16 protein-coding genes and 2 pseudogenes are annotated in these 20,122 nt (G+C 60.9%); 8 read left to right on the plus strand and 10 right to left on the minus strand.

The window, feature by feature from the left end:
- Positions 1-100 precede the first annotated feature (100 nt).
- The 9 genes from hemH to HGP16_RS01080 form a co-directional block, all read right to left on the minus strand.
- On the minus strand, positions 101-1,135 hold the full coding sequence (hemH, locus tag HGP16_RS01040) for a ferrochelatase (RefSeq protein ID WP_168838175.1): 1,035 nt from the start codon (positions 1,133-1,135) through the stop codon (positions 101-103).
- A 97-nt stretch (positions 1,136-1,232) separates the two neighbouring features.
- On the minus strand, positions 1,233-3,347 hold the full coding sequence (locus tag HGP16_RS01045) for a 5'-nucleotidase C-terminal domain-containing protein (RefSeq protein WP_168838176.1): 2,115 nt from the start codon (positions 3,345-3,347) through the stop codon (positions 1,233-1,235).
- A 146-nt stretch (positions 3,348-3,493) separates the two neighbouring features.
- Positions 3,494-3,817, minus strand: coding sequence for a hypothetical protein (locus HGP16_RS01050; RefSeq protein WP_168838177.1), 324 nt, complete (start codon positions 3,815-3,817; stop codon positions 3,494-3,496).
- A 28-nt stretch (positions 3,818-3,845) separates the two neighbouring features.
- Entirely contained in the window at positions 3,846-4,232 is a 387-nt protein-coding gene (locus HGP16_RS01055; RefSeq protein WP_168838178.1) for a hypothetical protein, read from the minus strand.
- Positions 4,233-4,413: 181 nt separating this feature from the next.
- Entirely contained in the window at positions 4,414-5,865 is a 1,452-nt protein-coding gene (locus HGP16_RS01060) for a homospermidine synthase (RefSeq protein ID WP_168838179.1), read from the minus strand.
- Positions 5,866-6,103: 238 nt separating this feature from the next.
- The gene (locus HGP16_RS01065; protein ID WP_168838180.1) at positions 6,104-6,388 is read right to left on the minus strand and encodes a YciI family protein; all 285 of its coding nucleotides are present in this window, start codon (positions 6,386-6,388) and stop codon (positions 6,104-6,106) included.
- 4 nt (positions 6,389-6,392) lie between these two features.
- Positions 6,393-7,034: an aminotransferase class IV family protein gene (locus HGP16_RS01070; RefSeq protein ID WP_168838181.1), complete on the minus strand. Its 642-nt coding sequence runs from the start codon at positions 7,032-7,034 to the stop codon at positions 6,393-6,395.
- Positions 7,019-8,179 carry an aminodeoxychorismate synthase component I gene (locus HGP16_RS01075; protein ID WP_168838182.1) on the minus strand — a complete coding sequence of 387 codons (1,161 nt, stop codon included), beginning with the start codon at positions 8,177-8,179 and terminating at the stop codon, positions 7,019-7,021. Before HGP16_RS01075 ends, HGP16_RS01070 begins: the two co-directional genes overlap by 16 nt.
- A gap of 276 nt (positions 8,180-8,455) precedes the next feature.
- Positions 8,456-10,300 carry a M3 family oligoendopeptidase gene (locus HGP16_RS01080; RefSeq protein ID WP_168838183.1) on the minus strand — a complete coding sequence of 615 codons (1,845 nt, stop codon included), beginning with the start codon at positions 10,298-10,300 and terminating at the stop codon, positions 8,456-8,458.
- A gap of 220 nt (positions 10,301-10,520) precedes the next feature.
- Between HGP16_RS01080 and HGP16_RS01085 the strand changes: the two are divergent.
- The 6 genes and pseudogenes from HGP16_RS01085 to HGP16_RS01105 all read left to right on the plus strand — a co-directional run.
- A pseudogene (locus tag HGP16_RS01085) lies at positions 10,521-11,772 on the plus strand (sigma-54-dependent transcriptional regulator); the annotation flags it as partial.
- 116 nt (positions 11,773-11,888) lie between these two features.
- Positions 11,889-12,101 (plus strand): annotated as a pseudogene (locus tag HGP16_RS34640) (helix-turn-helix domain-containing protein); the annotation flags it as partial.
- 175 nt (positions 12,102-12,276) lie between these two features.
- Positions 12,277-14,229 carry a DUF882 domain-containing protein gene (locus tag HGP16_RS01090; protein WP_168838185.1) on the plus strand — a complete coding sequence of 651 codons (1,953 nt, stop codon included), beginning with the start codon at positions 12,277-12,279 and terminating at the stop codon, positions 14,227-14,229.
- 252 nt (positions 14,230-14,481) lie between these two features.
- The gene (locus HGP16_RS01095; protein WP_168838186.1) at positions 14,482-15,099 is read left to right on the plus strand and encodes a hypothetical protein; all 618 of its coding nucleotides are present in this window, start codon (positions 14,482-14,484) and stop codon (positions 15,097-15,099) included.
- Between the two features lie 120 nt (positions 15,100-15,219).
- Positions 15,220-16,077: a glycosyltransferase family 25 protein gene (locus tag HGP16_RS01100; protein WP_168838187.1), complete on the plus strand. Its 858-nt coding sequence runs from the start codon at positions 15,220-15,222 to the stop codon at positions 16,075-16,077.
- Positions 16,074-16,775, plus strand: a complete 702-nt coding sequence (locus tag HGP16_RS01105; protein WP_168838188.1) for a polysaccharide deacetylase family protein — start codon at positions 16,074-16,076, stop codon at positions 16,773-16,775. Before HGP16_RS01100 ends, HGP16_RS01105 begins: the two co-directional genes overlap by 4 nt.
- 127 nt (positions 16,776-16,902) lie before the next feature.
- Here HGP16_RS01105 and HGP16_RS01110 read toward each other — a convergent pair whose 3' ends face one another.
- Positions 16,903-17,172: a hypothetical protein gene (locus tag HGP16_RS01110; protein WP_168838189.1), complete on the minus strand. Its 270-nt coding sequence runs from the start codon at positions 17,170-17,172 to the stop codon at positions 16,903-16,905.
- Positions 17,173-17,517: 345 nt separating this feature from the next.
- Here HGP16_RS01110 and HGP16_RS01115 point away from each other — a divergent pair, with 345 nt between their 5' ends.
- Together HGP16_RS01115 and HGP16_RS01120 are read left to right on the plus strand one after the other, a co-directional pair.
- The gene (locus tag HGP16_RS01115; RefSeq protein WP_168838585.1) at positions 17,518-18,780 is read left to right on the plus strand and encodes an NAD(P)/FAD-dependent oxidoreductase; all 1,263 of its coding nucleotides are present in this window, start codon (positions 17,518-17,520) and stop codon (positions 18,778-18,780) included.
- A gap of 180 nt (positions 18,781-18,960) precedes the next feature.
- Positions 18,961-20,058 (plus strand): branched-chain amino acid aminotransferase, encoded by a 1,098-nt coding sequence (locus HGP16_RS01120; RefSeq protein WP_168838190.1) that lies wholly within the window; start codon positions 18,961-18,963, stop codon positions 20,056-20,058.
- Positions 20,059-20,122: the final 64 nt, after the last annotated feature.

Consider the following 20,122-nt stretch of genomic DNA (forward strand, 5'->3'; position numbering starts at 1 on the left):
TTTTCACGCAATTTCTGAACCGCTTTATCGCTTTGTTTTCTCGCAATTCCGGACGGGAAACCGCTCAGCACTTTTCCTGGAATTGCTCCCGGCGGCTCTCTTACACCCAGCCGAGCAGCTCACGCCGCACGACCTTTTCCAGCACTTTCATGCCGTCTTCGCTGTCGTTGAGACAGGGAATATGGGTGAATTTCTCGCCGCCATTGTGATGGAAGGATTCGGCCGCCTGCTCGGCGATTTCCTCCAGCGTCTCCAGGCAGTCGGAGACGAAACCCGGATTGAGAACGGCGATGCGCCTGGTGCCGCTTTTGGCAAGCTCTTCCACGGTCTTGTCGGTATAGGGCTGCAGCCACTCCTCCGGGCCGAAGCGTGACTGGAAGGTGACCATGAACTGATCTTCGGAAAGACCTAGCTTCTCGCGCAGCAGACGGCCGGTCTTCTGACAGAAACAGTAATAGGGATCACCCAGCTTGAAATAGGACATGGGAATGCCGTGGAAGGATGCGATAAGCTTTTCCGGCTGCCAATCCAGAGCCGACAGGTGCCGGGTCACGGAATTGGCGAGCGCCTCGATATATGTCTCGTCGTCGTGATATTGCGGGACGGTGCGCAGGGCCGGCTGCCAGCGCATCTTCACCAGTTTCTCGAAAGCCTTGTCGTTGACGGTGGCGGTCGTTGCCGCCGCATATTGCGGATAGAGAGGGAAGAGCACGATGCGGTCGCAGCCGCTGTCCTGCAACGCTTGAATGCGCTCACCGATCGATGGCGTACCGTAGCGCATCGCCCAGTCGACGATGACATCAGGCAGGTCCGCCAGCCGTGCCGCCATGAGGTCCGACTGGTTGCGGGTATAGGTGCGCAGGAAGCTCTCGTTCTTTTCCTTGTTCCAGATCGTCTCATAGGCCTTGCCGACCTTCTGCGGCCGGGTGTTGAGCACGATACCGAACAGGATCGGGTACCATTTCCAGCGCGACCACTCGATGACGCGGCGGTCGGTCAGGAATTCGCGCAGGTAGCGGCGCATGGAAGAGTAGTCGGTGCCGTCGGGCGTTCCGAGATTAACGAGCAGCACGCCGACCTTGCCGTATTTCACGCTGGGGTGACCGGGCGAAAGCGTGGTCAGGTCTGCTGTCATCGATTGAATCCCTCTCAAGAAACGAAGCCCTTCACATAGGAAAAAAAGCCGGCCCGCGGAAGTCCGGACCGGCTCTCTCATGCGAGACAAATCGTCCTTACTTGGACGGAATCCTCAACTTTTCGCCGACCGGGAGATGGTGCGGCTTGATATTGCGATTGGCGGCCAGAAGCTTGTGCCAGTGATTGGCATTGCCATAGTAGCTCTTGGCAATATCCCAGAGCGTATCGCCGGCGACGACGACATGCGTCGTCGGTGTCTTCGGCGGTTCACTGGCCGCAGTTGCCGGCGCGGGTGCCTCCTGAGCGGTTACCGCGGGAGCGCTCGCCGCGGGCGTCGAAGCCGCCGGAGTTTCGGCCGTGGGTGCCGCCGTGGCGGGCGTCGACGCTGCCGGATCCGACTTTGCCGGAGCGGATGGCATCGGCGTCGAATTTGCCGGCATCGTCGTATTGGGCACGGTGACGGTAGGAGCCGAAGAGGCAGACGGCGGCGTCGTGGAAGAGGCTGCGCCGCCATCGGTGGCCGGTGCCGGCTTTTGCTCGGGCGCGGCCTGCTGTGTCGCATCGGCGGGCTTTGCCGGCGCGGGCTGCGCCACCACGGCCGGAGTGCCGACCTGGCTTATGCGGCCGTCCGTATAGGGCTTGTAGGGATTGTGCGCGCCAAGATAGTCGGCAACCACCGATTCCAGATTGGGGCCGAAATCATAGGCATTCTTGCCGTCCTTGGCGAAAACAGCATAGCCGTCGCCGCCGGCGCGCATATAATTGTTGCTGACGACACCATAGGCTTTTTCGGGATCGATCGGCTTGAATTCCGTGCCCTCCTGCACGTCGACGGACAGCAGGCGGCTACCGGCCGGCTTCGACTTGTCGAAGCTGTATTTGAGGCCGGCAACCTGCGGAAACCGGCCGGCGCCGTCATCGATCTGGCTGAGGCCGTTTTCCAGCGCCGCCTTTACCTCCGCGCCGGTCAGCTGGAAGGTCGCGACCGTGTTCTGGAAGGGCAGCACGGTCAGGACGTCGCCCATGCTGACATCGCCGGCGCCGATGGAGGCACGCAGGCCGCCGCCGTTCTGGATGGCGATGGTAATGCCTTGCGTCCTGGTGCGGTCGAGCATTGCGTCGGCGACGAGATTGCCCATCGAGCATTCCTGAACGCGGCAGACTTCCCGCGCGCCTTCGATAGGCCCTTGCGAGCTGCCGATAATCTTCTTGCGCAGCTCCTCGATCGGCTTTGCCATCTCCTGCACGCGGGCGGCGATCGCCGGATCGGGCTTGATGGAGGCATCGAGCAGGATCGGGTCACCCTTGGCATCCTTAACGATGCCGTTGTCGTCGAAGGTGACGACGAGATCGCCGAGATACTTGCCATAGGAGGCGGCCTGTACCACAGGCACCTTGTAGCCCGCCGGATTGTCGACCATGGTCGGATAGGGGCCGGCCGCCTTCGGGTCGGTATTCGACAGGAGCGTATGCGAATGGCCGCCGACGACGACGCTGACGCCGGCGATCTTGGCGATCTTCTCGACATCGCGGGGATAGCCGACATGGGTGAGAGCGATGATCTTGTTGATGCCCTGAGACTTCAGCGCATCCACCTCGGCGCTGATGGCGGCGGCATCGTCGGTGATCTTCACATGCGGGCCGGGCGAGGCCAGTTCCGGCGTTTCGCTCGTCACGGCGCCGACGATGCCGATCTTCTGGCCGCCGACATCGAGCACGATGGATTTCTTGATGCGTTCGCCGAGCTTCGACTGGTCGGCGACGACCAGATTGGCGGTTACGACCGGGAACTGCGCCTTGTCGAGGAAGGCTGCAAGCGGGCCTTCGCCATCGTCGAACTCGTGATTGCCGACCGTCATGGCGTCGATCTTCATGTCGTTGAGGAATTCGACTTCGGCCGCACCCTTGTAAGTGGTGTAGAACAGCGAGCCCTGGAAATTGTCGCCGGCATCGAGAACAAGCACATTTTGACCGGCAAGTGCGGCGCGGCGCTGGTCGATGATAGTCTTCAGCCGGGCTGCGCCGCCTAAACACTCGTTCTTGGCCTCCTCGGCTGCCGAGCAGGTCGCGTCGAATTTGTTGATCGATTCCACGCGCGAATGGAAATCATTGAAATGCAGGATGTTGAGCTGATAGTCCGCGAAGGCGGCGCTGGTGCTGAGCGCCAGCAGCGTGGCGGCCAAAAGGCCCACTCCGAAGGGCTGCTTCATCTGTCTCTCCTGTTGGTCATCGCAATCCGGCCCGCCTGTGCCCCGTGGCGGTCCCCCGTGCCGATGTTTTCATCACGGGCAAGCGAGTGCAAGCAAAAGCTGTTGGCTTCATTAGGATTTTTACAAGCGCGAAATGGGGCGCCGGATCAGGCGCATGCCTCGACGGAGGCGGGGCCGTAGGATTCCCGCAATGCCGCAGCGACATTCCAGCCGACGGCGCAGAAGACGAGCAGGCAGCAAAGGGAAGCTGCGAGGTGAAAGCGCCATTTCCGCTTCCGGTAGAGGAGGATCGCGCCGGCACCATAGATCAGCAAGGCCGGCAAGGCGAAGAAGAGGACGCTGATCGGCCCGTCGCAATCGAGCGCCGCGAAGCCCTGAGCCCGATAGGTGTTGACGGGGAGAACCGTCGCCATAACAGCGACGGGGAAGGCTGCGATAAGAGCGAGATAAAGGATCAGCACGCCGCGCATGATGCCTTATCCGTCCAGCCGGCTCATGTCAGCCTTGGCGATTGAGCGAGAAATGCCCACCGGTTTCGGAGGTGCAATTGAGCTGGCTCGGATTGGCCAGGAAGCAATTCACCTTCGACGACGTGCGCTTGATGTTCGAATAAAGATTGATTTGGATCGTGCCCGACGGATCGGTCGTGTAGGTTCCCGAGGCCATCTGCTGGTTCGTGCCGTCCGTGGTGTGCGTTTCGAAGCGGCCGGCGTTGAAGGTCGAGTTCAGGCCGTTCGAATCGGCCCAGCTGCCTTCCACCGCGTTCATCCGCGGCTGGGCGCCGGTGTTCATTCCCATCGGCGGCGGCCTCGATCCGCCGAAATCGACGCAGGCGGACAGGGCTGACGCGGCAGCAACAAGGGCAAGCAAGGTTCTTATCTTCATAAATGTCTCCCGCGAATAAGGGCGGACCAAAGGCGCATCGGTTGCAAGGAAGATGACGCGGCCATCGGGCTAAAGCAAGGCTTCGCCGCCGATCTGCTTGATTTATCTGGCTTGCGTTACAAAAATGCCCGCACGACCTGTGCGGGCATTGAAGCATTGTATTGGACGAACGCTGTTACTCTCAGCGAACCAGAATGTTGCGGAACTGCCAGGGGTCCTTGGTGTCGATGTCTTCCGGGAACAGGCCCGGACGGCCTTCGAGCGGCGTCCAGTCCGTGTAGTGGCCTTCGACCGGACCAAGGTAGGGCAGCTGCACTTCGAGGCAGCGCTTGTAATCGACTTCGTCGGCCTCGACGACGCCGGCCGTCGGGTTTTCCAGCGCCCAGACCATGCCGGCGAGCACTGCCGAGGTTACCTGCAGGCCGGTGGCGTTCTGATAGGGGGCGATGCGGCGGGTCTCTTCGAGAGACAGGCGCGAGCCGTACCAGTAGGCATTCTTGGCATGGCCGTAGAGCAGCACGCCGAGTTCGTCGATGCCGTCCTCAAGCTCGTCCTCGTCGAGAACGTGATGGACCGGTTGCGCGGTGCCGCCGTTGCCGAACATTTCGTGCAGCGAAAGCACGGCGTCATTGGCCGGATGATAGGCGTAATGGCAGGTCGGGCGGAAGGTCACTTCGCCGTCCTTGTCGCGCACGGTGAAATAGTCGGCGATCGAGATCGACTCGTTGTGCGTGACGAGGAAGCCATATTGCGGGCCGGGGGTCGGGCACCAGGTGCGGACGCGGGTGTTGGCGCCCGGCTGTTCCAGATAGATGGCGGCCTGGCAGCCCTTCTTGTGCTTCTTGGCGTTCTTCGGCATCCATTCTTCATGGGTGCCCCAGCCGAGTTCGGCCGGCTGCAGGCCTTCGGAGATGAAGCCTTCGACCGACCAAGTGTTCCAGAAGACGTTGAGCGGCTTCGGATGCTTGGTGCGCTGCGTGTCGCGCTCGGCGATATGGACGCCCTTGACGCCGACCTTCTTCATCAGCTTGGCCCAGCCTTCGCGGTCATGCTGGTCCGGCTCGTCGAACTTCAGGTCGATATCTTTGGCGAGGTTGACAAGCGCCTGCTTGACGAACCACGAGACCATGCCCGGATTGGCGCCACAGGTGGAAACGGCCGTCGCGCCGCCGGGGTTCTTCGCCTTTTCCTTGCGCATGGTTTCACGCAGCGCATAGTTCGTGCGGTCGGCGTTCTTCAGGCTTTTGTCGAAATAGAAGCCGAGCCAGGGTTCGACGACGGTGTCGATGTAGAGCACATCGAGCTTGCGGCAGAGCTTGACCAAATCGAGCGAGCCGGTGTCGACAGAAAGATTGACGCAGAAGCCCTGGCCGCCGCCTTCCGTCAGGAGCGGCTTCAAGAGATCCTTGTAATTGTCCCTGGTGACATATTCCTTGATGTGACGGACGCCATGCTTTTCCAGGATCGCCAGGTGCTCGGCGTCCATCTGCGGGTCGATGACGACCATCCGGCTTTTGTCGAATTTGAAATGGCGCTCGATCAGGGGCAGGGTGCCGCGACCGATGGAGCCAAAGCCGATCATCACGATCGGACCGGTAATTTCGGCATATACCGGATAGTTCTTTTCCGTCATTCTTTTCTCCTTCGAAAGGCAGGACGCCGTTCGGTTTGCGAAATTCAATCAGAGTTGGCGCGAAAACGCGAGATGAGCGGCTCTAATCATAATTTGATGTCACAATAAAGAGCTGTTCAGGGTTAGCCGGGCAAAGTCAAGAAGACCAACATACACGCCATATGCGACGAGTTTGTTGCCTTCAAGGTTTGTTTTCACTGACGTAGGGGAATAGGGCTGCGGTGGCCGCCCTCATCGATCAGGCTTTCAAGCCTTCGAAACCATCGGCGACGGTGGTGAAAGCGATTTCCTGAACCTCGTAAGCAGCGACGCCATGAATGGTAAAGGGGTCGGCGGCAACATAGGCTTCCAGCTCGGTCCGCTCGCCGCGGGCGAGGATGACGCCGCCGGTGCGCGGCACCTTGCGGCCGGAGGCCAGAAACCAGCCCTTGGCATAGCCTTCCTTCACCCAGGCCATGTGCGGCTCCATATGCTTGTCGGCTTCGTCATTGCCCTTGAGATAGGTGAGCGAGAGGATGAACATTCAATCAATTCCATAGGAGTTGTGCGCGGATCAGGCCGCGCAGGGAGTTTCCGACGTAAAGGGTGCGGTCTTTGAGATCGTCGAGCCGGATGCGGCCGACGCGAGCTTTGCGCTGGCAGATAAGTTCCGTGCGCAGGACGCCCGCCAGCAGGCCGGCGGAAATCGGTGGAGTGCGCAATGCGTCCGGACCGTCTTCGATGAAAACCGAGGTGATCGTCCCCTCGCATACCTCGTCCTTCTCATTGAGCAGCAGCACCTCGTCTGCTTCATCGGGTCGATACTCGGCGCGAGCCGCTTCATAGACGCCACGGCGCGTGGTCTTGACGCGTAGCAGCTTGTCGGCGGAATCGAGCCGGGTCGCGGCGATGCGCACCCGCCAGACAGTGTCGGGCGGCAGTGGGACAAAGGGGGCCGTCGTCACCGCCGTCTGCCCTTCGCGATCCAGCGTCAGCCGAACTCGCAAGGGTGCGGCTGCGCCGGCAACAGCCTGCTCGAGTTTTCCAAGCACGTTCTTCGGCGCTGAAAAGCTGAGCCGGCGGGCGGAGCGCTGCACCCGGGCGAGATGCAGGCGCAGGCGGACGAAGCCGGTTTCCGGCTCGTAGCGCAGCGTCTCGATCAGGGAAAAATCCTCTATCGGTTGATCCATCGGTCCCCCACGGCGAAACGCGCCTTGAGGAGGCATTCCTCATATTCCGCTTCCGCCGTCGAATCGAAGACGATGCCTCCGCCGACATTGAACACCGCGCGGCCGTCTTCGAAAAGCGTGATCGTGCGGATCGCCACGGAAAAGCGCATGGCGCCGGTCGGCGAGATCATGCCGATCGCGCCGCAATAGGCGTCGCGGGGTGTGTCTTCGAGTTCGTGCAGGATTTCCATCGCCCGCATCTTCGGCGCGCCGGTGATCGAGCCGCAGGGGAAGAGCGCTGCGAGGATATCGCGGATTGATATGCCGGAAAGCAGCTTGGCCTGCACATGGCTGACCATCTGATGCAGGGTGGGATAGGTCTCGATCTCGAAGAGCCTGGGGACGGCGAGCGTGCCGACCTCGGTGATGCGCGAGATATCGTTGCGCAGCAGGTCGACGATCATGCGGTTTTCGGCTTGCGTCTTTTCGTCGGCCAGCATGGCGGCGATGATCTCGTTATCCTCGGCGGCATCCTTGCCGCGCTTGGCCGTCCCCTTCATCGGATGCGTCTCGATCCAGCCGTCCTCGTCCGTACGGAAGAAAAGCTCCGGCGAGCGCGACAGGATGATCGGTCCGCCGAGATCGACAAGCGCGCCGTATTTCACCGGCTGCCGTTCGATCAGCGACCAGAAGGCGGCGCGTGGATTGCCGTTCCAGCGGGCATGGATCGGCATTGTGAGGTTCGCCTGATAGCAATCGCCCTGGCGCAGATGCCAATGCAGCCTGTCGAAGCGCTCCTTATATATCTCGAAATTCCAGCCGGCTTTCGGCTCCGTGAGGAACTCCCGGTTTTCCGGGCGCTGTGCCGGCCGGCCAAGCGGATGATCATCGGCGGCGGGGGCATCGAAAACGCCAAAGCAGAGAAGCGGCGTTTCCCTGTTCTCCTCGGCGAAAGATGCGAGTTTTTCCTCGAAGAGATGGCCGGCTTCATAGGCCACATATCCGGCAAGCCACTTTCCCTGCCGCTTGGCTTCTTCCATCCTATCGAGGGCATCGAAGAACTGCGCGCGCGTATGGGCCACGATGATCTCGGCCGGTTCGGCAAAGATCATCACCTGTCCTGTGCTGTCGTCCCTGAAGAGGACGTAGGGTATGGCGTCGGCCATGGGCGGATTTCTATCCAGTCTTTTGTTCAGTCGATCTCAGGCATGAATGCGCCTGACGCGTCTTCGCGCATGGCCCCTCACCCCAACCCTCCCCCCCTAGCGGGGAGATGGAGTTACCGCAGCCACTTCCCCATGATTTCAACGGGAACAGTGCGGCTGATGCCGAATAGGTTCCCTCTCCCCGCAAGCGGGGAGAGGCTAGGGTGAGGGGCTACGCCCGATGGCATTGCAATGGCGAAGGTGCCTGGCCCGCTGCTCCTGTCAGCAGGCGGAATTTCAGTTCTTATCTAGCGCTTCCAGCTCGTCGATCAGCCCTTCGATCATCGACAGTCCCTTGCTCCAGAACGACGGATCGGTGGCGTCGAGGCCGAAAGGCTTCAGGAGTTCGGAGTGATGCTTGGTGCCGCCGGCCTTCAGCAGCTCGAAATACTTGTCCTGGAAACCCTTTTCGGCATTGCGATAGACCGCATAGAGCGAGTTCACGAGGCAATCGCCGAAGGCATAGGCATAGACGTAGAAAGGCGAGTGGATGAAATGGGGGATATAGGCCCAATAGGTCTCATAGCCCTCGGAGATCTTGATCGCCGGCCCCAAGCTGTCCGTCTGTACCGAGAGCCACAGCTCGCCGATATTATCCGATGTCAGCTCGCCATTCTTGCGGGCGGTATGCACCTTGCGCTCGAATTCATAGAAGGCGATCTGGCGCACGACCGTATTGATCATGTCCTCGACCTTCTGGGCAAGCATGGCCTTGCGCTCGCGCTTGTCGGTGGTCTTGTCGAGCAGGGCGCGGAAGGTCAGCATCTCGCCGAAGACCGAGGCGGTTTCAGCTAATGTCAGCGGCGTCTGGCACATCAGCGCGCCCTGACCGCCGGCCAGCACCTGATGCACGCCATGGCCGAGCTCGTGCGCCAGTGTCATGACATCGCGCGGCTTGCCCATATAGTTGACGAGAACGTAAGGGTGGGCCGACGGGACGGTCGGATGCGCGAAGGCGCCCGGCGCCTTGCCCGGGCGCACCGGCGCATCGATCCATTCCTCATCGAAGAAGCGCTTGGCGATATCGGCCATTTCCGGTGCGAAGTTACCGTAGGCGGAAAGAACCGTGTCTTTCGCCTCGCTCCAGGGGATCAGTGCATTGGGCGTTTCCGGCAGCGGCGCGTTGCGGTCCCAGAAATTCATCTGGTCCATGCCGAGCCACTTGGCTTTCATCTTGTAATAGCGGTGCGAGAGGCGCGGATAGGCCTCCCGCACGGCAGCCGCCAGCGCATCCACCACCTCGCGCTCGACGCGATTGGCCAGGTGCCTGCTGTCGGCGATATCCTCGAAGCCGCGCCAGCGGTCGGCGATTTCCTTGTCCTTGGCCAGCGTATTGGTGATGAGCGTGAAGGTGCGCAGATTGGCCTTGAAGGTTTCGGCAAGCGCCATTGCCGCCTTGCGGCGCACGTCCGGATCCTGTTCCTGCAACATGTTCAAGGCGACTTCCAGTGGCTGCTTCTCGCCGTCGATGTCGAAACGCAGCTCAGCCATCGTCTCGTCGAACAGACGGTTGAAGGCGGCGGCACTCGTCATGGATTTTTCCAGGAACAGCTGCTCCAGCCTGTCGTCGAGCTGATGCGGCTTGTCCTTGCGCAGGTCGACGATCCACGGGCGATAGTGGCCTGCGGCGGGGTCGTTAGCCATGCAGGCGTCCATGACAGCATCGTCGATGCGGTTCAGTTCCAGCGCAAAGAACAGCAGGTGAGAGGAGTAGTCCGTGAGCTTTGTCTGGACGTCGCCATAGAGCTTGCCGTTGTTCGGATCGATCGTATTGGAAAAGTAGGTGAGCCCGGCGAACGAGCCGAGACGGCCCATGACGTCGTCAAGCGCCTCATACTCCTTGATGGCAGCGCCGATACCGGCATCGCCCGATTTGGCGGCGGCGTCGGTAAGCTTTCCCTTCCACTTTTCCTCGAAGGCAACCGCCATCCTGCCGGCCTTTTCCATATCATCGAGGAAGGCTTGCGAGGTGGCGGACGGATAGAGATCGCTGAGCTTCCAGGCTGGCAGGTCACCAAGCGTCTGGCCGGCGGCCGGGCTCGCGGAGAAGTTAAGGGATTGATGGAGAGAGGTCGGGCTCATGGGCGATATTTCCTCTGCTTTTCTTGTTCGGACCGTCCGGTCCGTTCGTGTCTATTCGGCTGGAAAGCCTGCTGCAAGGCCTGATTTTCCTGCGTTGGCGCTTGAAACATAAGCGATGTTACATTCGTCATAATGATTAAAATGCAATGATTTGGCAAAACTTCATGTTCAAGCCTTTCTGCGAGTGTTCGCTTCAGGTTTCGCATGAAGTGAGGCACCAATGACCGTTTACAATAGCGCCAAGGTGGGCGCGCAGATTCTCGTTGTCGAGGATGATCCGATTCAACGACGTCTGCTGAAAAATGCCATCGAGCGGCACGGACACGTTGCCCATTTGGCAGAGAATGGCCGTCTCGGCCTTGAAGTTTTGAAGCGCAGCAGCGATCAGATCAGCGTGATCGTGCTTGATCTCATGATGCCGGAAATGAACGGCATCGAGTTCCTGGGCGCCCTGAACGATATGGGTATCGATCTGCCCGTGATCGTACAGACGGGGCAGGGCGGCATCGACACCGTGGTGCAGGCCATGCGGGCCGGTGCCTTCGATTTCGTCGTCAAGCCGGTATCGCCCGAGCGTATCGCGGCATCGATCGCCAACGCCCTGAAGCTCGACCAGCGCGAGGCCAAGGCTCGTGCCGGGCGTAAGTCGCGCTCGAGCAGCATCACCTTCGACGACATCGTCTCGGCAAGCCCGGCGATGATGCGTGTGATCGACCTTGCCCATCGTGCGGCGCAATCGAATATTCCGGTCGTGCTGGAAGGCGAATCCGGCGTCGGCAAGGAATTGGTCGCGCGTGCCATCCAGGCCGCCAGCGACCGTGCCGGCAAGCCGTTCGTGACGGTCAACTGCGGCGCCATTCCGCATAATCTGGTCGAAAGCATTCTTTTCGGTCACGAGAAGGGCGCCTTTACGGGTGCTGCCGAGCGCCATGTCGGCAAGTTCATGGAAGCCGATGGCGGCACGCTGTTCCTCGACGAGATCGGCGACCTGCCGCTTGATGTCCAGGTCAAGCTGCTTCGCGCCGTCCAGCAGGGCGAAATCGAGACCGTCGGCGCGCGCGTCGCGCAGAAGGTCAATGTCCGGCTGATCTCGGCGACCAACAAGGATCTGATCGAAGAGGTCAAGGCAGGGCGGTTCCGCGAGGACCTTTACTATCGCCTCAACGTCTTCCCGATCACCATGCCGGCCCTGCGCCGCCGCAAGGAAGATATTCCGCACCTGGCACGCGCCTTCGCGGACCGGTTCGCTCTGGAGCAGAAGCTCGATCATCCGCTCGGGATCAGCAACGATGCCCTTGCGCTGTTGACGGCCTATGACTGGCCGGGCAATATCCGCCAGCTCGAAAATGCGATCTTCCGCGCGGTCGTCCTGTCCGAAGGACCGGAGTTGCTCGATAGGGATTTCCCGCAGATCTCCGCGCAGTTGCCGGGCTATTTCGCGGCCGAGCATCCGACCTTAGTTGTGGATAATTCGCACGCGCACGCCGCGGAAGCCATTGCAACCGAGAGAGCGGACCGGGCCGCACGCCCCCTTCTTCAAGGCGCGGCTGCAACCTCTTCTCTTGCGGGCGGGGATGCTTCAGAGAGCGCTTCCGACAATGTCATCGTCAGCACCAATATATCGGGCGACGTCAGAAAACTGGCGGATGTCGAGGAAGAACTCATCCGATTTGCCCTGAAATTCTATCGCGGGCAGATGAGCCAAGTGGCAAGAAAGCTCGGAATCGGCCGCTCAACTCTCTACCGGAAGTTGAAGGACTACGGCATAGACCCGGATGACCCGCAAAAAAACGCCGCATGAATGGTGATTTAACGTTTAGGCAAGCATATTTTGTTACCCGTCGTAAAGCACTTGTTAGTGCATCGTTCACCATGTATGAAGAGGGCGACCATGTGTGGCATTTTTGCCATCGTGTCACCGCAATTGACAGCCATTTGGAACACGATGCGACATTGTCTGTCGGACGGGGATCGAATTGCCGAATTTGAGTGGAAATACCAAGCCTAAAAGCTTGAGCTGGCATTCTGCGTGCTCTGACTTATTTCGCAAGGTGGCCAAGGTTGCAGCCGTTGGCCTCCTTGCTTTGGCCGTTTCCACCCCAGTTTTCGTCGGCACTCCCTCGCAGGCCGGCGGCGAAACCCGCAGCCTCAAGATCTACTACGTCCATACCGGCGAAAAGGCCGTCATCACCTACAAGCGCAACGGCAAGTTCGATCCGGACGGTCTGGAGAAGCTGAATCGCATCCTGCGCGACTGGCGCAAGAATCAGCCGACCAAGATGAATCCGCGCCTGTTCGACCTCATCTGGGAAGCCTACCGCGAAAGCGGATCGCACGAATTCATCTACGTGATCTGCGGTTTCCGGTCTCCAGGCACCAACGAGATGCTGCGCACACGCACGGCCCATACGGGCGTTGCCAAGAAGAGCCAGCACATGCTCGGCAACGCGATGGATTTCTATCTTCCGGACGTCAAGCTTTCCAAGTTGCGCGAAATCGGCATGAAGCTGCAGGTGGGCGGCGTCGGCTACTATCCGACCTCCGGCTCCCCCTTTGTCCATATGGATGTCGGCGGCGTGCGCGCCTGGCCGCGCATGGATCGCCAGGATCTCGTCCGCCTGTTCCCGGACGGCAAGACCATGCATATTCCGGCTGATGGCCGGCCGCTGCCGGGCTACCAGCAGGCAGTTGCCGATTACAAGCGCCGCATGTCGTCAGACGATATCCAGATCGCCAGTTCCTCGTCGCCGCGGCGTGGCTTCTTTGCCCGCCTGTTTGGCGGCGGCGGTGCGGATGAGGAAGAGGATAATGCGGAAAGCGGCACAGCGGCAGCACCGGTGGCCGTCGCTTCGGCTGCCCGTAAGGGTCAGCCGGCTCTGCCCGCAAGCGACGAGGGTGACGATAGCGCCGCTCCGGTTCAAGCTCCGGCCCAGGTTCAGGTTGCAAGCGTAAACGCTCCGGTTCCGCAGGTTCGTCCGGCCTTCGGCAATCAGCCTGCGGGCAGCGATGTTGCGTCCGCGCTTGTCTCGCCGTCGCGTAACGCCGCGCAGGACGCGCTTGCCGCCGCAATGCCTGATACCGACGATCAGCCCCAATATGCCGATCTTCGTTCCTATCACGTACCCGTTCCGGCCTTGCTCGATCGGCGTGCGCCTGGCGATGCCGAACTGGCCTCTGCCGAGGCTGACATGAAGGGCCAGGTCGCTTCCGTACCCGTGCCGGCACAACGCCCCGAACTCGCCGAGAATCTTTTGGCATCCAGTGATGCGGACCAGGAAGCGCTCGACGATCAGGCCGATGTCGCCGCGCTTTCGCCCTCGGTCGTTGCTGCTCTCGAGCAAAGCCGTCCCGATCGATCCGATGCGAATGCTGCGGTCGCGCCGCCGCTTAACGATGTTGCGTCGAAAGACCAGATCGCGCCCGTCAACGAGGGGGCTGCGGGCGGGAACGGTGCCGCCCAGGCGATTGCTTCGGTTCTGCCACAGCAGAGACCGGCGCAGCAGATGCCGATGCAGGTGGCGGCGCTCGCGCCGATCCGCAACGAGCTCAAAGCCAGCAGCCGTCGTTTCAACGATAGTTTCGATACTGCGACCCCGCAGGAGCGTCCGATTGCCGCTGGCATCGCGACCAAGGGCTCGCGGCCGAGCAGGCAGGATGCGGCCGAGGCCGATGCCGGCCGGGCTACGGTGACGACCGCGCCGAGCCTGACGGAGAAGATGATTTCGCAGTGGGCGATCGCAAAGGCCCGTGTCGAGATCGTCAATCGCCCGGTCAAGGCGCCGCGTTTCGTCAGCCCGACGCTGCGTGCCCAGCCGACCGCCGTCTACACGGATGGCTTCAAGATGCAGACGGCATCGATCGATCCGGAACGTTTCAGCGGATCCGCCGTGAATTTCCTTCAGGTGAAGAAGTTCAATTCGGTCGAATAGGCTGAGTTCCTGTTCTATGCAGTTTGCGGGAGCCGTTTAGGCTCCCTTTGCATATGGCGGGCGGGGCTGAGACGCGGTCTGGAACTATTCGTCATGGGATCTGCGCGTTCTGGCTGAAATGTCGATGACGGCCCGTGGCTGTTGCTTGCCGGTGACACCGCATCTGCTTTCAGGTTCACGTCAGATTTTATTCATCTTGGCCTCATTGAGTGCGATTAGGGCGGCAGTCTTTGCAAGGCTGGATATCCGCGTTTGAACCGAAAGACGGCAATCATCATCGGCAATGGCAAGCTGCAGCGCGATCTCTCGGAGATCGTGGACGGGGCGGATTTTACGATGCGCTTCAACGAGCCGAAGGCGTCGATCGGCATGAGCGGATCGCGCACCGATATTCTCATGCTTGCAGCCTCCAGCAAGCCGATGCAACGCCGACTGACGGATCCGACTTTCCTGACCAGCGCTACCTTCAAGGCCGCAAAGGAGGTCGTGCTTGCCTACCATCCCGTCATCATCAGCAAGTATCACCCCAAGCCCAATTTCCTTTCGCGACTGAAAGGCAGGAGAAGCGACTGGACGATGCGGACGATCGAACTCGTCGGCGCCGCCGGCAAGGAGATCCGCATCATGCCGCCGCAATTCTATATCGAAGGCTGTGCGGAGCTTGGCGTGACCGAATGCCGGATGCGCCAACTTTTTCCGAGCACCGGCTTTTTCGGCATCCGCTATGCCCTGTCGCGGTTGCCCGCCGACGAGTGGGACGTGAAGCTGTGCGGCTTCAGCTGGGAAGGATGGAAGCGTCATGCCTGGCTGGATGAGCGCCGCTGGATCGACGACAAGATGGCGAGCGGGCGCATCAGTCTGCTTGCCTAACCTCCTTTCAGTTGTTCAGATCGGTTGAAAACAACCGTTTTCAGTTTCGGCTCAGGTTTGCCTAAGCCCGCTTTCATTCACGGTTGCTAGAGCCTCGCGAAATTGACCGAGGTATTCTCAATGCAAACCTACGAATTCAACCCGTCTTCGGCGATGCCGCTCGAAAGATCTCATGCGGGATTCGAGTTCGATCATGCATCCAATCCCGTCGGCACCAGACTGGACGAGCCGAGGCAACCCGTCATTCGCGGCTTCATCATTCATCTGGAGCGGGCTCGCGACCGCATGCCCCAGGTCGAGCGGCTTGCCGCCAGGCTTCCGGTGCCAAGCGAAATCATCGAAGCGGTTGACGGACGCGTCCTGTCGGTCGGCGAGGTCGAGCGCGTCTATCGCCGCCGACTGCAGAAGCCGTACTATCCCTTTGCAATGAGCATTGGCGAAATCGCTTGTTTCCTGTCGCACCGCAAGGCATGGGCCGCTATTGTCGAGCAGGGTATCGATGCCGGCCTTGTCTTCGAGGATGACGTCGAAATCGATGATGCGTTCCGGGTTGCCTTTGCCGCAGCCAAGGCTTGCCTGAAGCCGGGTTCGTTCATTCGTTTCCCATTCCGCATGGGTAAGGAGCATGGCAAGTGCGTTCTGTCCGAGGGGGAGACCAATGTCATCCAGCCGACCCGGATCGGTCTCGGCATGGTGGCGCAGCTCGTCAGTCGAGATGCTGCCATCCGTCTGCTGGAGGCGACATCGATTTTTGATCGGCCCGTGGATACGACCGTGCAGATGAGCTGGTTCACCCGCGTATCCCCGCTGGCGGTCCTGCCGGGCGGTGTGCATGAAATTTCGCCGCAACTTGGCGGCAGTACCATCAAGAGCCACAAGACATTGGCCGAGCGGCTTTCGAGAGAGGTGTTGCGGCCACTCTATCGCGCGAAAATCGTCTTCCATTCGCGCCGCTTCATCCGAGACGCCATATCGTGACCATTCCAATCCTCGCCTATCATCAGATTGCGGTGCCGCCCTCGCGCCAGGCGCCGTTCAGAAGCATGGTCGTTCATCCCGAAGCCTTCCATCGCCAGATGGCGTGGCTGAAACGGCTTGGCATCCAGGGCATGACGCTGCGTGAGGCAATGCCCTACATCCGGGGCGAAAAGGCCGGCAAGGTCGCCGCTATCACCTTCGATGACAGCTATGCCAATGTCTATGAGAATGCCTTGCCTGTGTTGCAGGAGTTCGGCTTCACGGCCACGAATTTCGTGGTGGTGAACCAGATCGGCGGCAGCAACGTTTGGGATACGCCCATCGGTCTAGGGCATGCGCCCTGCATGTCGGTGGAGCAGCTGCGCCACTGGCACAGTCTGGGGCACGAGGTGGGATCGCACACGCTCGATCATGTGCGGCTCCCGCGATTGCCGATGGAGGAAGCGCGCCGCCAGATCACGCATTCGCGCGAGCTGCTGGAAGATTTGCTCGACGAGGGTATCTCGTCTTTTTGCTTCCCCTATGGCGACGAAACGCCGCTTGATCGCGTGTTGACCTATGAGGCGGGCTATAGTGCCGCGACGACGACCCGGCGCGGCCGGGCGCGGCCGGGCAACGACCCGTTCGGCTTGCCGCGCGCAACGATCCGGCGCAACGACAGCTGGATGCATTTCGTCAAGAAGTGCATCGTCGGATAGCAGGCTGCCACTAGAGGTTTTTCGCTTTTCTTCGAATCGCGAAAACGCTCCATCTTCTTATTCCGAACGCATTCCGGACGGAAAACCGCACTTTTCCTGGAAATGCGGTGAATCGCGGCAGCACCGGTTATGGCTGCTTTTTCGATACGGGAGCGGGATCCGCGAGGGGGTGGCCATTGATGTCGCTGAGCGTGATGGGGCCGCCGAGATGGTTCCGCACCGTCGTTGCCGGCGGCATGAGGGTCCATGTGAAATAGGCGATCAGGCCGCAGACACCGAGCAGAAAAACGGTGAGAATCGCCGGAATGGACCATTCTTTCGTGAACATCGGCATCTGCCGGCGAGGCTTGAACGTGGCACGGCGGCCTGCCGCCGTCTTATTGAGCTGTGTCGGCATCGGTGCCTCCAAAACTAGGTGTCCAGGCAGAGCAGGGGCCGAGGGATATCAGCGCAACGGCGCATAGAATACGCACCGGCCATTGCGTTGTTGCGAAGACCCGCTTGCGCACGATCCCTCTCCATGTCTGTCTGGATGAAGCACGTACGACATTCGCCGTTTCAGCTCAATGCGGCAATTTGGTATCGCCGTCTTGGTATCGCTGGCGCCGCGCCCGTTTACACGCCACTTCGAGGTCAGCTACAGATGAAGGTGATGGCTCGCGCTGGCGGATTGGCGGGCCTCGTATCGTCCACCGTCGCGCGGCTGGGTCGCTTTCCGGCGCTTGCGCGAAAAGGAATTGGAATGCCCATCGTGTCCTGGAAAGGCGGCGAGGTCGACGTTGCCGTCATCGGTGCGGGAGCCGCCGGTGTGGGCGCTGCCCGGCAATTGCAGCTGCTTCGCCCGGATCTCTCCATCCTATTGCTGGAAGCCTCTGATCGGGTCGGCGGTCGTGCTCGCACAATCCATCCGTTCGGTGCGGATGGGGTCGCGCTCGATCTCGGCTGCGGCTGGCTGCATGGCGCGCGAACCAATGCCTGGACCAGGATCGCTGAAGAGATCGGCCTGACCGTCGATCGCACGCCCGCGCCCTGGAGCGATGGCGGACATCGGCTCGAACAAGACGATCCCGAGGTAAAGGCTGCCGGGGCAGCTGTGAACCGATTTTTCGAACGCGCCTACGCCTATGAAGGCGCGGATGATGCGGATCTTTCGACCCTGGTTGCGCCTGACGATCCGTGGAGTGAACGGATTCATGCCGTCGGGGCGTTCATGACCGGAGGAGAGCTCGACAAGTCCTCGGTGATCGATCTTGGCCGCTATGATCCCGGTCCTGGCCCGGATTGGCGGGTGCGGCAGGGCTACGGAACGCTGGTTGCGACCTATGGCCTGCCGGTGCCGACCGTCGTTGGCGTCGAGGTCCGTCGCATCGACCATAGCGGCGCCGGCCATGTCGTGCTTTCCACGAGCAAGGGCGATCTGCGGGCAAGGGCCGTTATCGTCACCGCTTCCACCAATGTGCTCGCTGCCGAACGCATCGCCTTCTGGCCGCCGCTGCCGGAGAAGATCGAGGCCGCGTCGCGCCTGCCGCTCGGGCTGGCAAACAAGCTTTTCATTCGCATTGCCGAGCCGGATATGTTTCCCGACGATACGCATGTCATGGGATCGCAGCACAGCCACCGGACAGGCGCCTATCAGTTGAAGCCGTTCGGCGCGCCTGTCATCGAAGCCTATTTTGCCGGCGATCTCGCGCTTGATCTGGAACGGCAAGGCATGGAGGCGATGTTTGCTTTTTCGGTGGAGCAGCTAAAGCGTGTCTTCGGTTCGGATGCCGGCGCGAAACTGTCGCCCCTCATCATGTCTGCCTGGGCTGGTGAGCCCTTTGTCGGCGGATCCTATTCCTATGCGACACCCGGCGCATCCGATCTCCGTGGGGTACTGGCCGCCGCCCGCGACGATCGGTTGTTCTTTGCTGGAGAAGCCTGTTCGAGGCCGCGATATTCGACCGCTCATGGTGCCTATGAGACCGGCGCCGCTGCCGCTAAAGCCGTCGCGAAAGCACTGTGACGGGAAGCTGAGAGGAGGGGCGGGCGGGAAATGACGGTTTGCCTCATAAATTTCTGAAAATCACTCTTAAACTTGCGCAGGAACAGGCGTAAACGCAATCAAATACCACCCGATTTGATTTAAACCATCCTTCGGGAGATGGGCGGCGAAAGCCGCAATAAATGAAGCATTGGAGGAGCCATGAGCAACGGCGACACGTTAACCTTCGCCATCGAGAAAAATCCGAACCCCGCAACGGCCAGCGAGCGCGAAGCGCTGCTGCAAAATCCGGGTTTCGGCCGCGTATTCACCGATCACATGGTGACGATCCGCTATTCGCAGGACCGCGGCTGGCATGGCGCCAAGATCGAGCCGCGCAAGGCGCTGGCTCTCGATCCGGCGACTGTAGTGCTGCACTACGCGCAGGAAATCTTCGAAGGCATGAAGGCCTATCACCTGCCCGACGGCGGCGCTGCGCTCTTCCGCCCGAGCGCCAACGCACGGCGCTTCCACAATTCGGCCGAGCGGCTGGCGATGCCGACCTTGCCTGAGGATCTGTTTGTCGAGTCCGTCCGCGAGCTGGTCAAGATCGATCGCGAATGGATCCCGACCGCCGAGGGCGCATCGCTCTATCTCCGGCCGTTCATGATCGGCTCGGAAGCCGCGCTCGGTACGCGACCGGCCACCGACTACCTCTATTGCGTCATCGCCTCTCCCGTCGCTTCCTATTTCAAGGGCGGTGCGTCGGCTGTTACGCTTTGGCTGTCCGAGAATTTCACGCGTGCGGCCCCGGGCGGTACCGGTGCTGCCAAGTGCGGCGGCAATTATGCCGCAAGCCTTTCCGCGCTTGCCGAAGGCCAGCGTGAAGGTTGCGATCAGGTCGTGTTCCTCGATGCCGTCGAAAAGCGCTGGATCGAAGAGCTTGGCGGCATGAACATCTTCTTCGTCTTCAAGGACGGTTCGCTGCAGACGCCACCGCTCGGCGGCACGATCCTGCCGGGCATCACCCGCGACTCGCTGATCAAGCTCGGGCGCGACGTGGGCCTCACCGTGCGCGAAGAGCCCTATTCCATCGAGCAGTGGCAGGCAGATGTCGAGAGCGGGCGCCTGAGCGAAGCTTTTGCCTGCGGCACGGCGGCTGTCGTGACGCCGATCGGCAAGCTGAAGGGCCGCAACTACGGCTTCACCATCGGCGACGGCAATGCCGGCCCAACGACCCTGCGCCTGAAGGCCGCACTGACCGACATCCAGTTCGGCCGCGCGCCCGACAAGCATGAGTGGCTGGACCGCCTGTTCTGAGCGGATGATAGACCGATATCCGGCGGGAAAGGCACGTAAGCTCTCCCGCCGGCTCTGACACGAG

Source organism: Rhizobium sp. P40RR-XXII (genome assembly GCF_012641405.1).
Lineage (GTDB): Bacteria > Pseudomonadota > Alphaproteobacteria > Rhizobiales > Rhizobiaceae > Rhizobium.

Excerpts from the sequence above, each read along its gene's own strand:
- hemH (WP_168838175.1), bottom strand. The coding sequence starts at position 1,135 with ATGACAGCAGACCTGACCACGCTTTCGCCCGGTCACCCCAGCGTGAAA.
- HGP16_RS01045 (WP_168838176.1), bottom strand. The coding sequence starts at position 3,347 with ATGAAGCAGCCCTTCGGAGTGGGCCTTTTGGCCGCCACGCTGCTGGCG.
- HGP16_RS01050 (WP_168838177.1), bottom strand. The coding sequence starts at position 3,817 with ATGCGCGGCGTGCTGATCCTTTATCTCGCTCTTATCGCAGCCTTCCCC.
- HGP16_RS01055 (WP_168838178.1), bottom strand. The coding sequence starts at position 4,232 with ATGAAGATAAGAACCTTGCTTGCCCTTGTTGCTGCCGCGTCAGCCCTG.
- HGP16_RS01060 (WP_168838179.1), bottom strand. The coding sequence starts at position 5,865 with ATGACGGAAAAGAACTATCCGGTATATGCCGAAATTACCGGTCCGATC.
- HGP16_RS01065 (WP_168838180.1), bottom strand. The coding sequence starts at position 6,388 with ATGTTCATCCTCTCGCTCACCTATCTCAAGGGCAATGACGAAGCCGAC.
- HGP16_RS01070 (WP_168838181.1), bottom strand. The coding sequence starts at position 7,034 with ATGGATCAACCGATAGAGGATTTTTCCCTGATCGAGACGCTGCGCTAC.
- HGP16_RS01075 (WP_168838182.1), bottom strand. The coding sequence starts at position 8,179 with ATGGCCGACGCCATACCCTACGTCCTCTTCAGGGACGACAGCACAGGA.
- HGP16_RS01080 (WP_168838183.1), bottom strand. The coding sequence starts at position 10,300 with ATGAGCCCGACCTCTCTCCATCAATCCCTTAACTTCTCCGCGAGCCCG.
- HGP16_RS01100 (WP_168838187.1), top strand. The coding sequence starts at position 15,220 with ATGCAAACCTACGAATTCAACCCGTCTTCGGCGATGCCGCTCGAAAGA.
- HGP16_RS01110 (WP_168838189.1), bottom strand. The coding sequence starts at position 17,172 with ATGCCGACACAGCTCAATAAGACGGCGGCAGGCCGCCGTGCCACGTTC.
- HGP16_RS01115 (WP_168838585.1), top strand. The coding sequence starts at position 17,518 with ATGCCCATCGTGTCCTGGAAAGGCGGCGAGGTCGACGTTGCCGTCATC.
- HGP16_RS01120 (WP_168838190.1), top strand. The coding sequence starts at position 18,961 with ATGAGCAACGGCGACACGTTAACCTTCGCCATCGAGAAAAATCCGAAC.